Origin of the sequence: Streptomyces sp. NBC_00271, from assembly GCF_036178845.1 — a bacterium.
Taxonomy (GTDB): Bacteria; Actinomycetota; Actinomycetes; order Streptomycetales; family Streptomycetaceae; genus Streptomyces.
The window spans coordinates 1428644-1443669 of the sequence record NZ_CP108070.1 but is presented as its reverse complement, the minus strand read 5'-3'; the positions used below and the strand labels follow the sequence as shown (position 1 = coordinate 1443669).

General features: G+C 68.9%; 11 protein-coding genes. 7 read left to right on the top strand and 4 right to left on the bottom strand.

All coding sequences use genetic code 11. The annotated features are described in order from the left end of the window. Positions 1 to 34: 34 nt before the first annotated feature. Both OG798_RS06970 and OG798_RS06965 read right to left on the bottom strand, forming a co-directional pair. Positions 35 to 202 (bottom strand): hypothetical protein, encoded by a 168-nt coding sequence (locus OG798_RS06970; protein ID WP_183127557.1) that lies wholly within the window; start codon positions 200 to 202, stop codon positions 35 to 37. 711 nt (positions 203 to 913) lie between these two features. After that, on the bottom strand, positions 914 to 1594 hold the full coding sequence (locus OG798_RS06965) for a DUF4232 domain-containing protein (RefSeq protein ID WP_179436702.1): 681 nt from the start codon (positions 1592 to 1594) through the stop codon (positions 914 to 916). 261 nt (positions 1595 to 1855) lie between these two features. On the opposite strand from OG798_RS06965, the gene OG798_RS06960 reads away from it, so the two are divergent. After that, positions 1856 to 2023 carry a hypothetical protein gene (locus tag OG798_RS06960; RefSeq protein WP_328756624.1) on the top strand — a complete coding sequence of 56 codons (168 nt, stop codon included), beginning with the start codon at positions 1856 to 1858 and terminating at the stop codon, positions 2021 to 2023. Between the two features lie 345 nt (positions 2024 to 2368). On the opposite strand, the gene rph is transcribed toward OG798_RS06960, so the two are convergent. Then, a complete protein-coding gene (gene rph / locus OG798_RS06955; RefSeq protein WP_328756623.1) occupies positions 2369 to 4966 on the bottom strand; it encodes a rifamycin-inactivating phosphotransferase in 2598 nt (865 codons plus the stop codon). A gap of 622 nt (positions 4967 to 5588) precedes the next feature. Here rph and OG798_RS06950 point away from each other — a divergent pair. After that, entirely contained in the window at positions 5589 to 6227 is a 639-nt protein-coding gene (locus OG798_RS06950; protein WP_095856590.1) for a hypothetical protein, read from the top strand. Positions 6228 to 6305: 78 nt separating this feature from the next. On the opposite strand, the gene OG798_RS06945 is transcribed toward OG798_RS06950, so the two are convergent. Beyond that, complete coding sequence (locus OG798_RS06945) at positions 6306 to 8414, bottom strand: alpha-galactosidase (RefSeq protein ID WP_267060675.1); 2109 nt, start codon at positions 8412 to 8414, stop codon at positions 6306 to 6308. 183 nt (positions 8415 to 8597) lie between these two features. On the opposite strand from OG798_RS06945, the gene OG798_RS06940 reads away from it, so the two are divergent. The 5 genes from OG798_RS06940 to OG798_RS06920 all read left to right on the top strand — a co-directional run bounded on the left by OG798_RS06940 (position 8598) and on the right by OG798_RS06920 (position 14972). Next, positions 8598 to 9776: an ROK family transcriptional regulator gene (locus tag OG798_RS06940; protein WP_067377305.1), complete on the top strand. Its 1179-nt coding sequence runs from the start codon at positions 8598 to 8600 to the stop codon at positions 9774 to 9776. 140 nt (positions 9777 to 9916) lie between these two features. Beyond that, positions 9917 to 11230: an ABC transporter substrate-binding protein gene (locus OG798_RS06935; protein ID WP_328756622.1), complete on the top strand. Its 1314-nt coding sequence runs from the start codon at positions 9917 to 9919 to the stop codon at positions 11228 to 11230. Positions 11231 to 11256: 26 nt separating this feature from the next. After that, a complete protein-coding gene (locus tag OG798_RS06930) occupies positions 11257 to 12195 on the top strand; it encodes a carbohydrate ABC transporter permease (protein ID WP_257039543.1) in 939 nt (312 codons plus the stop codon). Next, entirely contained in the window at positions 12192 to 13118 is a 927-nt protein-coding gene (locus OG798_RS06925; RefSeq protein ID WP_218835976.1) for a carbohydrate ABC transporter permease, read from the top strand. Before OG798_RS06930 ends, OG798_RS06925 begins: the two co-directional genes overlap by 4 nt. Positions 13119 to 13154: 36 nt before the next feature. Then, entirely contained in the window at positions 13155 to 14972 is a 1818-nt protein-coding gene (locus tag OG798_RS06920; RefSeq protein WP_328756621.1) for an alpha-galactosidase D, read from the top strand. Positions 14973 to 15026: the final 54 nt, after the last annotated feature.

Here is a 15026-nt window from a genome sequence, read left to right as displayed (position 1 = left end):
ATTGCAGTTCTGGGTTGATGGCGAGGAACTGGTGTCAGAGGTGGTCGGCGAGGGAGGTCGCGGCCCGTTTGCGGAGGAGGCGCTGCCCGCCGACGGCCACGGTCCCCTCTGGGGGACCGGCGAGGGACGACGTGTAGTGCTGGGCGAGCCTGAGTGCACCGGCGGGTGCTGTGGCTACCTGTCCGTCTTCGTGCAGCGCCACGGCGGGATCGTGGAGTGGTCCGAGTGGCAGGTGCCCGTTGACAAGGTGCGGCCCCCAGCGTTTCATTTCGACGCCGATCAGTACCACGCCGAACTCACCCGAGCACTGACAGACCGTCGGTGGCAGGTCCATACGGAGTGAAGGCGAACGTTGCCTGATGCGGCACTGGTGTCGCGAGCACGGTCGAACGCGATGCCCCCAGCGCCACTCGTGAGGCCTACGAAGCTGCTGCCCCCACCTATGCGTAGCTGTTCCGCGATGCGCTGCGTAACAGTTCCCTGGACCGCGCGTTGTGGCGCATCCGGCCAACTCTTCGCGATGAGTGGGACCTTGGGCCGTCGGATGGCGATCCTGGCAGTGTCGATGCCCATTGCGTTCGGGAGTCCGTGAGCCCGAGATCGACGACGAGGGTCGGTCGATCGTGGAGTGGCCGCAGACCTCGGCCGAAATGTGAAGCCTCCGCCGCGTGCCCCCTCCCTGCGGCCAGGTTCGGCTCCCGGACCCAGCCTCAAGTGCGAGCGCCCCGTCGCCGAGGTGTCCTGGGCATCAGGCGACGCGGTCCTCGGCGACGTTGCGCCAGTCGGCCTGCGGAGGCCAGTCGGGAGGTGTCCATGAGTCAACTCGAACCCTCTGCGGAGTGCTCCGCTCGGTGATGGGGCTCCCCCCCCCACGCCAGGACGACGTCTCGGGTACGGCCAGGGCCAGTCGCCGTCAGCCGCCGACGGGGCCGGTGTAGGTGCCGGGGTGCGTGGCGCCGTCCTGGAGCAGGACGCTGCCGCCGGGCCAGGCCAGGGTGGTCGAGGTGGTCTCGTTCGGCGGGGTGACGACGACCGAGGTGGCCTTGAACTCGGTGCCGCTGCCCTGGTTCCACGGCAGGAAGGTGATGGTGAACGTCGTGCTGCTACCGGCGGCCAGGGTGATCTTCTTGGGCGTCGCACCGCTGCGGGTCAGCGACCAGCTGCCGCCGGAGGACTTCAGGTCGACCCCGGGGAAGCCCTGGATGGTGCACGCGGCTGACGTCTTGTTCTTCAGCACCACGGCCAGCTGCTGCTGGTCGTCCGAGCTGCTGACCTTGCCGTCGCCGGAGCCGAACGAGAAGCCCAGCCCGGCGGTGTGGCAGCGGCCCGCGCCCGCGCCGGTGCCGCCACCGCTGGTGCCACCAGTGCCCCCGGTGCTGGTGCCCGTACCGCCGCCCGTGCTGCTGCCCGCATCCTTGGTGGCACCCGCGTTCTCGGCCGGGGCGCCGTCAGTCGCAGTGGCCGAGGACGAGGAAGCCGGTGTGGACGACTGGTCGCCCGAGGCGTCGTTGCCGCTGCCGTTCCCGCAGGCGGTGAGCGTCAGGGCCAGCGCGGACGTGACGGCGAGTGCGGTGGCGGCGTGGGACAGGCGCATGGTGGTTCTTCTCCGTTGCATGAGGGGCGCTGGCGAGCGCCCTGTTGATCAACACAGTACGTGGGAATCCTCAACAGTCCTGTAACAGAGGCGTCCTGACCTGGCGTCAGCCATCTAGAGGGCTCTGAGGGCACTCGTTGGGTTCCGCGGTCTGCATGCGACCGCAGTCGGCCGCCGCCCGATGAAGTCCGGCACCGTGACGGCACGGCCGCAGCGGCAACGCTTCTCACCACGGCAGGGACAGCGCAGGCAGCCGCCACCGTGGACGACGAGAGTGACGACATCCGGCAGGCCACGAACCAGGAGACCGATACACCCATGGCCGTCACCACCGAAGAGCAGAAGTACGAAGCCTACGTGGCCAACAACGAGGGGGAATGGCTGACCCACGCCACCTTCGACCCCCACGCCGACATCGGCGACATGTGAGCCTTCGTCGACGCGGCCCTGGCCCGCCTGCGGCCGAGGTACCCGAACTACACATTCACCGGGAACATTCGGCGGTACGACCAGGTGATCACCGACATCGCACACCCGTAAGGACTCGCTTCCGGAACGGACATCACGCGAGCCGGGTCGAGCCCGGCAGTGCCGTACCGACTGTTGGGCGTGTTGGTCCCGACAGTCGGTACAGCGGCTGTGGCACCGGCGCTGTGGGGACCGAATCCGCCTGATGCGGTCGGTCTCTCGTCGCCGGACCGTTCCACCTGGTCATGGGTTTCTGACGGGGGATCGGCACCGGAAGCTACGGATGAGGCCTCTCGGCGTGGACGGTCAAGGCAGGATCTCGACGTATCCGTCGGTTCCGTGCACGCGGATCCGCTGCCCGTCCCGGATCAGCCGGGTGGCCTGCTCCACGCCCACGACGGCCGGCAAGCCGTACTCCCGGGCGATCACCGCGCCATGGGTCATCTGGCCGCCCACCTCCGTCACCAGGCCCGCGATTCCGACGAACAGCGGCGACCAACTGGGGTCCGTGAAGGTCGTGACCAGGATGTCGCCCGCTTCGAGATCGGCCTCCGCGATGTCAAGGATGACGCGGGCCCTCCCCTCGACGGTCCCGGCGGAAACCGGGAGGCCGATCAGGGCGCCGGCCGGCACGTCGTCGCGCCGGTACGCCCCGGTGACGGCCTCACCGTCGGAGGTGAGCACCCGGGGCGGTGTGAGCGCGTGGTACGACCGGAAGGCGTCCTTGCGCTGCTGGATGAGCCGGCCGTCCACCTGGTGCGAGCGCACGACGTCGTGGAGTTCCTGGAACGTGAGGTAGAAGATGTCCTCCTTCTCAGGAAGCACGCCTGCCTGCACGAGGCGCTCGGCCTCCTCCAGTAGGGCCTGCTTGTAGAGGAAGTAGCGGCTGACGATGCCGTACTTCGGGTACTCCCGGTACCCGATGAAGGTTCTGACCCGGTCGATCATCCGCTTGGCCTCGTCCGCTTTCCGGTCCCCGTCCGGCAGGGCCCGCAAGCGTGACAGCACGTCCTGTTCCTTCTTCTGCGCCTTCTGTCGCCCTTGTTCGAAGCGCCGCTCGGCGGCGCCCGGCTCGAAGTTCCTGACGTTGTCGAGGATCACGGGCACGAGCGTGGTGGGGCGCTCGCGCCAACGTGGCCTCGTGATGTCGATCTCGCCGACGCAGCGCATGCCGTACCGGTCGAGGTAGGCCTCGATGGCGTCGCGCGCTTCGGTCCCGCCGGTGAGCTTCGCCAGCTCGTCCAGGAAGCCCTCGTCCTCGACGCCCTGCAGGAACGCCACCACCTCCGAGTGCGGTCGGATCACGTCCGCGACGTCGAGCAGCGCCAGTCCCATCTCCGACGTGACGTTGTCGGGGGCGGACAGGGTGAGCGTGTCAGCCGCGTTCTTCTCGTCCAGCCACTCCCGCAGCGTGTCGTTGAGCCACCACGTGGCCTCCATCCCCGCCATGATGGCCTGCATGCTCAGCGGATCACTGAGGACCCGCTTGTGCTCCTCGAAGGCCTCCAGCAGGAAGTCGAACAGCGCCGGTCCGGTCTTCGTCCGGACGTCGCGCTCCAGGGCGGCGATGGACACCTGGCTGCGCTCGATGAGCTCGGTGACGATGGCCGGGTCGGTCTCGATCGGGGCGGACGCACCGCCGGCCGGCGGCCCGCCGGGACCCGCGTCCGGGAGCGACGGGACGAAATCGTCGCGGTCGAGGACGGTCTCCAGAGCGTCCCTGATCAGTGGGTCGCCTCTCCCGATGACGTCCAGGAGGCCGGCGCGGCTCGCGGGCGAGGCCAGGCGCCGGGTGACGTCGACGAACAGCCTCCCGCCCGCCGTGTGCATCGGCACCATGGCCGTCAGCTGCCACATGGAGAGCCCCAGGGGCTTCATGGGGTCGGTCATCATCTGCCCATGACCAACGGAGACGTAGACGTGATTCTCCTGGTCGCCGGTCTCGGGGATGGGGAACAGCGTCGTGATCGGCCGGCTCTGAACGATCTGGAAGCCACCATCGACCAGGCACCATTCGATGTCCTGCGGGCGGCCGAAGTGCGCTTCGATCCGCCGCCCGAGTCGCACGAGCCGCACGGCCTGCGCATCCGTCAGCGCCGGCTGCTCCTGCCGCTGCGGGTCGATCGCCACTTCCTGCGTACCGCCGGTCGGCAGGGCGTGAACGGCACGCTGTTTGGCGGCGATCGCCTTGGCGACGACTTCGCCGTGTCGCACCTTGAAGACGTCCGGGTTCACCAGGCCGGAGACCAGGGCCTCGCCGAGGCCGAAGCCGGCGTCCACGGTGGCGACCTTCCGGTTGCCCGTGACGGGGTCGGCCGTGAACAGGATGCCGGCCGCATGCGGGAAGACCATCCGCTGCACGACCACGGCCATGTGGACCGTACGGTGGTCGATGCCGTTCCGCTGGCGGTAGGTCACGGCCCGCTCGGTGAACAGCGAGGCCCAGCACCGGCTGACGTGCTGGAGGATCGCCGTCGGCCCCACGACGTTCAGGTACGTGTCCTGTTGGCCGGCGAAGGAGGCCGTCGGCAGGTCCTCTGCCGTCGCGCTGGATCGGACGGCGCAGGCGGCCTGCTCGCCGAGCTGGGCGAGCGCGCGGGTGATCGCCGCCGCGAGATCGCCCGGGATGGCGATCTCTTCGATGGTCCGGCGGATCTCCGCGCTGAGCGTGCGGATCGCCTCACGATCGTCCGGGTTCAGGCGCGACAGCTGATCGAGCCGATGGTCGAGCGACGGCGCTTCCGCCATGATCCGCTGGAAGGCGTCCGTCGTCACGCAGAAACCACCTGGCACGCGGATGCCTTCGATGCGCGACAGTCCGCCCAGGTGCGCGCCCTTGCCGCCGACGACCGCGAGCTGCGTCTCGTCAACCTCTTGAAGATCCCACACGTACCGCTCAGTCACTGCGGTACCTCCGAGGCAACCGTGCTCCGCTGCACTGCAGTGGCCGATCGAATCACCGGCGCCTCGAACTCTGTCGAACCTCTTGTCGAGCACGTCCTCGGCCGATACGTCGACAACAACACACGCACGTCGTGTCCCCATTTCCGCAGGTTGTGGCATCGGCCGACGATTCTGCGCCGTGACCCGGGTCTTGTGGCAAGCCCCCCAGTGCGCTATACGTTGAGAGTGGCAAGGAGAGAGCTCTCCTTGCCTTTGCCTTTTGCCGTCCACCAGAGGTTCTTTCCCTCGTCGGCAAGGCCCGAACGCCGTCGAGCGCCCCGCTGTCTGGGCACCCGGTTGTGCCTGCCCGGGTAGGCGTGCAACGCCCTTTCGTTCGAGGCGCAGGCGTCGAACAGCGCGAGACCGGCCTATCGGTTGATTTCCTCGTCGTCCCACGGGCACCGGTGAAACCGCAGATGGTCACGTGGTGGTGTGCACGGTGCAGTCCCGCGCCGAGACCCCGGTTCGCCGTGGGCCGGACACCCCAACGGGTCAGCACCGATCGCGGACGCGGAGCCCGGCACGGAGCATGAGGGAGGCCCGTAGAGCGGGTTTTCGGACCGGCAGGAAGAGGACGAGCTCCATGAGCAGACGCACCCACGGTGTCCCGGCACGGACCGGCCGCAGCCGCGCGACCGCGGCCCTCCTGGCCACCCTGACCTGCGGCGCCGCGCTCGTCTCGTGCAGCACGAACAGCGGCGGCGACAGCGGCGCCGCCTCCGTCACCCCGCGCGCCACCCCGCCGGACACCTCGTCGTTCAGTGGCACACCGCCGTCCGCCCTGGCCTCGGCCGCCTCCTCGATCATCGGTTCCGCCCGGGCCTCGGCCTCGGCGGCGGCCTCCTCGCTGTCCGCCGCGGCCTCGGAGTTCGAGGCGTCCGTCTCGGCCGACACGGCCCGCGCGAGCGCGCAGGCACAGGCGGAGCTGAAGAAGGTGCAGGGCGCCGGGAACGCGCGGTCCGACGTCGCCATGACCGGCCTGCCCAGGGCGAAGACGGGCGGCCTGCTCGCCGTGCTCGTCAACATCACCAACAACACCGATCGCACGGCCTCGTACGCCGTCCAGGTCGACTTCAAGAACGCCGACGGCAAGGTCGTCGAGACCAGGTTCGTGGGCGCGGAGAACCTCAAGCCGGGTCAGCGCGCCCAGCCCGTCGCCATCAGCAGACAACCCACCCAACCCCAGCTGACCCCGGTCCTGGCGAAGGCCCAGCGGTACTGACGGGCCCCCGACGGGCGAGAGCGACATCGGGCGGCCCACCAGCACATTGACGGGGTGTCAGTCCTCCCGGGCGAGGTGTCAGTCCTCCCGGACGAGGTGCACCGTCGTGCTGGCCCAGTCGCCCGCCGGCAGCTCCAGGTCGAGACCGTACTCGCCGAGCACCGTGGAGTGGTGCACGGTGCCGGTGCGGGCGTCGCGGTAGCGGCCCCCGGGGGTCAGACCGCGCGGCCGGACCGGCAGCCTCGGCGCGCCGTGGCGGGAGACACGCCGGTAGGCGAGCAGCAGGGTCTCCGAGGCGTCCGCGGCGGTGTACTGCACCACGCAGACCGAGTCCTCGGCGGGCGGCGACAGCCGGTCAAGGCTGCCGTGCTGGACGAGATGGCGGACCTTCTTGTACGTGGCGACCAGGTCGGCCCCCTCCCGCAGTTCCTCCTCGGACCAGCGGGTGAGATCGCCCCCGATGCCGAGCGCCCCGGCCATCGCGACGTGGAAGCGGAAGCGCAGCGGGACCGTACGGCCGGTGAGCTGGTTGGGTACGTCGGTCACCCAGGCGCCCATCGTGCGGGCGGGGTAGATCTGGCCGTAGCCCTGCTGGATCCCCATCCGGTCGGCGGCGTCGGTGTTGTCCGACGCCCACGCCTGGTCCGTACGGGAGAGAATGCCCAGGTCGACGCGGCCGCCGCCACCGCTGCACGTCTCGATCCGCAGCGCCGGATGGTCCGCGCGCAGACGGTCGAGGACGCCGTAGAGATTGCGCACGTACGCGGGGCCGAGGCGGTCGGCGCCGTCCTGCCGGTCGGGCCAGCCGGCCTCGCTGAACGCGCGGTTCATGTCCCACTTGAGGAAGTCGATGCCGTGGTCGCTGACCAGCCGGGTCAGCCAGCCGTGGGCCCAGTCGGCGACCTCGGGGCGGGCGAAGTTGAGGACCAGCTGGTTGCGCAGTTCGGAGCGGGGGCGGCCGGGGAAGTGCAGTACCCAGTCGGGGTGTTCGCGATACAGGTCGCTGTCCGGGTTCACCATCTCGGGCTCCACCCAGAGGCCGAAGCGCATCCCGAGCCCGTGCACCGCGCGGACCAGCGGGGCCAGCCCGTCCGGGAAGCGGTCGGGCGCCGGTGTCCAGTCGCCGAGGCCCGCCCGGTCACTGCGGCGCGCCCCGAACCAGCCGTCGTCGACGACGTAGAGCTCCACCCCGAGCGCCGCCGCCCGCTCGGCGAGTGCCTTCTGCCCGATCTCGTCGACGTCGAAGCCGGTCGCCTCCCAGGAGTTGTAGAGCACCGGGGCGAACTCGTCGGCATGGGGCAGGACATGGGCCAGGACGTACGCGTGCCAGGCGCGGCTGGCAGCGCCGAAGCCGCCGTCGGTGCACAGTCCCGCGAACGGGGGAGTGGCGAACTCCTCGCCCGGCTCGAGCGGCACGGTCGTGCCGTCCTGGCCGGGGCCGCCGGTGAATCCGGCCCGCCCGTCGGGGGTGCGCTGCACGGTGACGCGCCAGCTCCCGCTCCATGCGAGGGCGGCACTCCACACCCGCCCGTGCTCCTCCGTCGCCTCACCCGCGTCGAGCATCAGCCATGGGTTCGCGTGGTGGCTGGTGATCCCGCGACGGCTGGTCAACACGGTTTCGCCGTACGGCAGTCGGTCGCGTCGCAACTGGCTCTCGGCTGACCACTGGCCCGTGACATGGCTGAGCCGGTAGTCCCGCTGCGGCGGCAGGGTCCAGGCGGCGGAGTCGGCACGCAGCAGGGTGACGGGCTCGTCGCCGTCGTTGCGGACGACGGTCCAGCGCTCGATGACGTCCGTGTCCTCGCGCACCCGGTAGTGGAGCGCCACCCGCAACGGGTAGCGGCGGTCGCGGAACGACAGGGTCAGCTCGCCCTCGTCGACCTGGTGGCCGGTCGGCTGCCACTCGAAGGCGCGCGAGCCGTCCGCGAACCGGACCTGCAGTGACGGCGGTCCGTAGCGCGTGCCGCCGTCGACCGGCAGCTCCTCCCCGACGGGCGGCCTGCCCTCGAAGCTGCTGGCCTCGGGCGCGGGTGGCGCGGCGAGCTCCTCGGCCTCCGCAAGCGTCAGTCGTGGACCCCACGCGACATGGCAGGGCGCTCCGGTCTCGTCGATCCGCAGCGCGTACGAGGTGCGCGGTGTGGACAGCAGCCAGACCCCGGTGTCCGGGGCGAAGGAGATCGGCGACATGGATCCTCGCGTTCAGGTGGAGCTCACGTACGAGACAAGGAAAAGCCAACCCCGACCTTGGATCACGTGTCAATGCTTGCTCGCATTCTGGAATTCACAGGTCACAGGTACCTCATGGAGCATCCTCAAGAGAATCCTGCTTCTTTCATTGACAGCAGAAAATAAGGGCCTTAGGTTCCGGCCATGCGTTCGACCTCTCTCACCGAGGCGTTCCCGGCCCACACGCCGGCCGCTTCCCAGATCTTCACCACCGTGCTGTCCCACGGCCCGCTCACGCGGTCGGAGATAGCGGGGCGGACCCAGCTGTCGGCGGCGGCGGTCACCAAGGCGGTCCGGCCGCTGATCGAGGCCGGCTACCTCGTGGAGGACGTCGCCGAGGACGCACGGCAGCCCGTCCTCGGGCGGCCCGCAAACCCGGTGCGGGTCGACGGCGGGAGGGCCCTGTTCCTGGGGATCAAGGTGACGGGCGACGAGCTCATCGCCGTACTCACCGACCTGTGCTGCCGCATCCGGGTCGCCCGGCGCGTTCCGCTCACCTCCCGCGAACCCAAGGCGGTACTGACCTCCGTCGCGGGACTCGTGCAGGAACTGCTGACGGAGGCGGACGGCTTCGGGGTGCAGGTCCGGGGGCTCGGCATCGCCGTCTCGGGTGACGTGGACCGGGCGGCCGGGGTGGTGCGCTACTCGCCGTTCCTGGAGTGGCGCGACGTTCCCCTCGCCGAACTGGCCGCGACCACGACCGGACTGCCGGTCACCCTCGACAACGACGTTCGGGCGCTGACGGTGGCCGAGCAGTGGTTCGGGGCCGGGGTGGGGCTGTCCGACTTCGCGCTGGTGACCGTCGGCGCGGGCATCGGCTGCGGCCTGGTGGTGCATGGACAGGTGGTGGCGGGAGCGCACGGCGTGGCCGGGGAGATCGGGCACGTGGCGATCGACCCGGCCGGTCCCCGCTGCCACTGCGGAAACCGGGGCTGCGTCGAGGCGATCGCCTCGGACCCCGCGATCGTCGGCCGGATCCGGGAGGTCACCGGCGCGAGTGTCGCCGACGCCACCGCGGCCCTGGCCCTCGCCCACGACGGCGACCCCGGCGCCCGGGAGGTGTACGCCCGGGCGGGAGCGGCGATCGGCCGGGGCATCGCGACCGTGGCCAACCTCCTCGGCCCCGAGCGCGTGATCATCTCCGGCGAAGGCCTGGCCGCCTACGACCTGTTCGCCGAGCAGATCCGTGACGCGTTCGCCGCGGCCGCGTTCGGTTCGGCCGCGGACTGCGACGTACAGACCAGGCCGCTGCCCTTCGAGGAGTGGGCGCGTGGCGCGGCGGCCACCGCCATCCAGTCCTTCACCACCTCGGACGCGCGCTGAGGAGCACGACGCCCTGAGGGGCGAGCACGCGCCGACGAGCACACCACGCACCGACCAGCACGTACTGAAGCACAGCCATGCACGGAAGCACAGCCATGCACTGAAGATCAGACATGTACGGACACGCGTGAGGAGCAACAATGACGCAGCAGAGCCGCAATCCCCTGGCTGCGCGTGACCCGGGCCGCCGCAGAGTCGTCGGCGGACTGTTCGGACTCGGCGCCGCCGCACTGGCCGCGCCCGTTCTGACCGCTTGCGGCGGGGGAGCGGGGGCCGACCCGAAGACGGTCACCTTCGGATCCAACGGCGGCGACGCCACGCCCAAGAAGGCCTACGCCTCCGTCACCGGAGCGTTCGCCAAGGACAGCGGTCTGACGGTGAAGACGAACACCGTCGACCACGACACCTTCCAGAAGAGCATCACCAGCTATCTGCAGGGCACCCCCGACGACGTCTTCACCTGGTTCGCCGGCTACCGCATGCAGTACTTCGCCAAGAAGAAGCTCTGCAGCCCACTGGACGACGTCTGGGACAAGATAGGCGTCGACTTCAGCGACGCCACCAAGCAGCTCTCGCGCGGCGAGGACGGCAAGTACTACTTCGTGCCGCTGTACAACTACCCGTGGGCCGTCTTCTACCGCAAGAGCCTCTTCAAGGAGCGCGGCTACCAAGTCCCGCAGAAGTGGAGCGAGTTCATCGCGCTCACGAAGCGGATGAAGAAGGACGGGCTCTCGCCGATCGCCTCCGGCTACGGCGGCGGCGACAGCTGGAGCATCCTCGGCGCCTTCGACTACGTGAACCTGCGGACCAACGGCTACGACTTCCACATGTCGCTGATGCGCGGCAAGGTCTCCTGGACCGACAAGCGCGCCCTCGCCACCCTCGACCACTGGCGCGAACTCGCCCCCTACTACCAGCAGGGTGCCGCCGGTCGTTCCTGGCAGGACGCCGCCCAGTCGCTGCTCGACAAGAAGTCCGGGATGGCCGTCATCGGCCTCTTCCTCGGACAGCAGATCACGGACGAGAAGATACGCGCCGACATCGACTTCTTCCCCTTCCCCGAGATCGACGCCGCGCACGGTCAAGGCGCCGTCGAGGCCCCCACCGACGGGTTCATGCTCAGCCGCCGGCCCAAGAACGAGGCCGGTGCCAAGAAGTTCCTGGAGTTCCTCGGCGGCGCCCACACCGAGGAGCTGTACATGGGCGTCGACCCGAGCAACCTCGCCGTCAACGACAAGGCGAGCACCGGCTCGTACAACGCGCTCCAGAAGAAGTCCGCCGACCTCATCGCCTCCGCCAAGCAGATCAGCCAGTTCGCGGACCGCGACAGCGACCCCGGCTTCATCTCCACCGTCGTACTCCCCGGCCTGACCGAGTGGCTCAGCCACCCCGACGACGGCTCGGGAACGCTGAAGAAGATCGAGTCCCAGCGTTCGCGCTTCTTCACGGCCTGACCAGGACCGGAAAGGTCTCACGCACCGTGTCCTCCGCGCCCACCACGCCCCCCGCCCCGCGACGCGCCCGCCCGCGTCGGCTCGGCACCGGCGACCGGATCTTCCTCACCGTCATCATCGGCATCCCGCTGGCGGCCCTGCTCTTCTTCGTCTGGCTGCCCGCACTGGCCTCCCTGGGGCTGTCCTTCACCACCTGGGACGGCATCGACCTGGCCGACATCCACTGGATCGGCCTGGACAACTACAAGGAGATCTTCACCAACTACCCGCCGTTCTGGCCCGCGGTGCGGCACAACGTGATCTGGCTGCTGTTCACGGCCCTGCTGCCGACCCCGTTCGGCATCTTCCTCGCCTACCAGCTCGACCGGAAGATCCGCTTCACGAGGATCTACCAGACCGCCATCTTCCTGCCGATGGTGCTCTCCCTGGCCGTCGTCGGCTTCATCTGGGAGATCATCTACAACCCCGACACCGGGCTCCTCAACGGCCTCCTGGGCGCCGCCGGATCCAGCCACCACATCGACTGGCTGGGCAACCCCGACCTCAACCTGTGGGCCGTCCTGGTCGCCTCCAGCTGGCGGCACACCGGATACATCATGATCCTCTACCTGGCCGGCCTGAAGGGCTTTGATCCGGCACTCAAGGAGGCCGCCGCGCTCGACGGCGCAAACGGACGCCAGACCTTCCTGCGGGTGGTCTTCCCGGCCCTGAAACCGGTCAACGTCATCATCCTGGTCATCACGGTCATGGAGTCCCTGCGGTCCTTCGACGTCGTCTACGTCCTCGGTGGCGGCGTCGGAAGCAAGCCGGGCATGGAACTCCTGTCCCTCCTCATCACCGACAACATCATCGGCGAGTCCAGTCACATCGGTTACGGGTCCGCCCTCGCGGTCGTCCTGCTCGTGGTCTCCCTTGCCGCCATCGGGACCTTCCTCGTCCAGAACTTCCGCAAGGAGGACCAGTGACCACGACCGTGCCGCGCCCGGCCTCCCGACCGCGGACCCGGCGCGCGCAGCAGACGCCGAAGACCCCCTCCGGGCCGCGGCGCCAGACCGGCCGCCATCTGATGCTGGGCGGCATCGCGCTGCTGTGGCTCGTCCCGCTGCTGTGGGCCATGTACACCTCGCTGCGGCCCTACTCGGACACCGCGAAGCACGGCTATCTCTCCTGGCCCCACAGCATCGGCTTCGGTAACTTCAGCGACGCCTGGAGCCAGTCCGGGATGCCGCACTTCTTCTGGAACTCCGTCCTCATCACGGTGCCGTCCGTTCTGTGCACCCTGCTGTTCTCGGCCGCGGTCGCCTTCTTCGTCTCCCGCTTCGACTTCCGCTGGAACATCGTCCTGCTGATGCTGTTCACCGCGGGCAACCTGCTCCCGGCCCAGGTCCTCATCACCCCCCTGTACCGCCTCTACCTCCTCATCCCGCTGCCGCAGTGGATGAGCGACTCCCTCCTCCTCTACAACTCGGCCTGGGGCATCATCGCGATCCACATCGCCTACCAGTCGGGGTTCTGCACCTTCGTCCTCAGCAACTACATGAAGACGATCCCGAAGGAGATATCCGAGGCGGCGCTCGTGGACGGTGCCCCCGTCTGGCGCCAGTTCTTCCAGATCATCCTGCCGCTGTGCCGCCCCGCGTTCGCGGCCCTCGCGACCCTCGAATCGATCTGGATCTACAACGACTTCTTCTGGCCGCTCGCGCTGATCGAGAGCGGCGACAAGCGCCCGATCACCTCCGCCCTGGCCAACCTTCAGGGTGCCTACTTCACCAATCCCAACCTCATCGCGGCCGGTGCCCTGATGACCGCGATCCCCACTCTCCTGGTGTACTTCGCGCTCCAGCGCCAGTTCATCAGCGGACTCACCATCGGCTCGGGCAAGGGCTGAGCCGCCCCAACCCTGACCCCACAGGAGGCACGACCCATGCGGTCATCCTCGTATTCCGTCCTGCCCGCACGCACCCTGAGAGCCGTGGTGGTGTTCGCCCTCACGGCAGGACTCGCGACGACCGTCCCGGCCGCAGAGGCCAAGACCCCGGTGCCGCGCGAGACCCCCGCCACCACTCCCGTCGCCGCCAAGCCGTACATGGGCTGGTCGAGTTGGAGCATGCAGTCGTCGAAGTACCCGGGCCTCAACCCGGACGGCGACTACAGCTACCTCACCGAGGCGAACGTCCTGAAGCAGACGGACGCCCTCGCGGCCAAGCTGAAGAACTACGGCTACGACCATGTCAACATCGACGCCGGCTGGTGGATGGACAAGACCTGGAAGACGGGCTTCGACCAGTACGGTCGCCAGACGCCCGACCCGGTCCGCTTCCCCCACGGCATGAAGTCGGTCGCCGACCACATCCACTCCAAGGGCCTCAAGGCCGGCATCTACCTGCCCGTCGGCCTGGAGAAGGGCGCGTACGGCGACGGCAGCACGCCGATCTGGAACGCCCCCGGCTGCACCACCACCGACATCGTCTACCCGGACCTGCGCACCACCAACGGCTGGGACAACGCCTACAAGATCGACTTCGACAAGCCCTGCGCGCAGAAGTACATCGACTCGCAGGCGCAGCAGTTCGCCGACTGGGGCTACGACTTCCTCAAGCTGGACGGCGTGGGCCCGGGCTCCTTCAAGTCCGGTGACAACTACAACAACGTCGCCGACGTCGCCGCCTGGCAGCAGGCCATCGCCACCGCCGGGCGCCCGATCCACCTCGAACTCTCCTGGTCCCTCGACATCGGCCACGCCGCCGACTGGAAGAAGTACTCCAACGGCTGGCGCATCGACACCGACGTCGAGTGCTACTGCAACACCCTTGTCACCTGGGAGAACTCGGTGAACGACCGGTGGGACGACGCCCCCGCGTGGAGCCGCAAGGCGGGCCCGGGCGGCTGGAACGACCTGGACGGCATCGACGTCGGCAACGGCGAGATGGACGGCCTCACCAAGGCTGAGCGGCAGAGCTACATGACCCTGTGGGCCATCAACAAGTCGCCCCTGTTCACCGGTGACGACCTCACCAAGCTGGACAGCTACGGGGTCTCCCTGCTGACCAACAAGGAAGTCATCGCCGTCGACCAGAACGACTCGCCCGTCGCGCGTCCGGTCACCACCGTCGGCGACCAGCAGGTCTGGAGCACCAAGAACGCCGACGGCAGCTACACCGTCGCCCTGTTCAACCTCGCCGACTCGCCGGCCTCCGTCACCGCCCAGTGGGCCTCACTCGGATTCACCGGAAACGCCTCCGTGCGCGACCTGTGGAACAAGGCGAACCTCGGGACCTACAAGAACAAGATCACCGAGGCGCTGCCCGCCCACGGCTCGCGGCTGTTCACCGTCAAGCCCGGCGGCGGCACGCTGACCACCACGAGCTACGAGGCCGAGTCCGACACCAACACCCTGTCGGGCAACGCCTCGGTCGCCGGCTGCGACGCGTGCTCCGGCGGTAAGAAGGTCGGCAACCTCTACACCGGCGGCAAGCTGCGGTTCAACGACATCACGGTGAAGAAGGACGGCATCTACACCGTCAAGGTCGGCTACGTCAGCGGCGACCCCCGCTCGGTGACCGTCTTCTCCAACAGCGGCAACGGCACCAGCGAGAAGTTCCCCTCCACGGGCGACTGGGGCACGGCCGAGACGGTCAGCGTCCAACTGGCGCTGAAGGCGGGCTCCAACACGATCACCTTCGACAGCGGCAGCGGATACGCCCCCGACATCGACAGGATCGTCGTCCCGCAGTCGGTCTGAGTTCCGTAGTCGGTTGGTTCAGCGGCCGGTTCTCAGTTCGGCCGTCCGTCCGAC

Excerpts from the sequence above, each read along its gene's own strand:
- OG798_RS06965 (WP_179436702.1), bottom strand. The coding sequence starts at position 1,594 with ATGCGCCTGTCCCACGCCGCCACCGCACTCGCCGTCACGTCCGCGCTG.
- OG798_RS06950 (WP_095856590.1), top strand. The coding sequence starts at position 5,589 with ATGAGCAGACGCACCCACGGTGTCCCGGCACGGACCGGCCGCAGCCGC.
- OG798_RS06945 (WP_267060675.1), bottom strand. The coding sequence starts at position 8,414 with ATGTCGCCGATCTCCTTCGCCCCGGACACCGGGGTCTGGCTGCTGTCC.
- OG798_RS06940 (WP_067377305.1), top strand. The coding sequence starts at position 8,598 with ATGCGTTCGACCTCTCTCACCGAGGCGTTCCCGGCCCACACGCCGGCC.
- OG798_RS06935 (WP_328756622.1), top strand. The coding sequence starts at position 9,917 with ATGACGCAGCAGAGCCGCAATCCCCTGGCTGCGCGTGACCCGGGCCGC.
- OG798_RS06920 (WP_328756621.1), top strand. The coding sequence starts at position 13,155 with ATGCGGTCATCCTCGTATTCCGTCCTGCCCGCACGCACCCTGAGAGCC.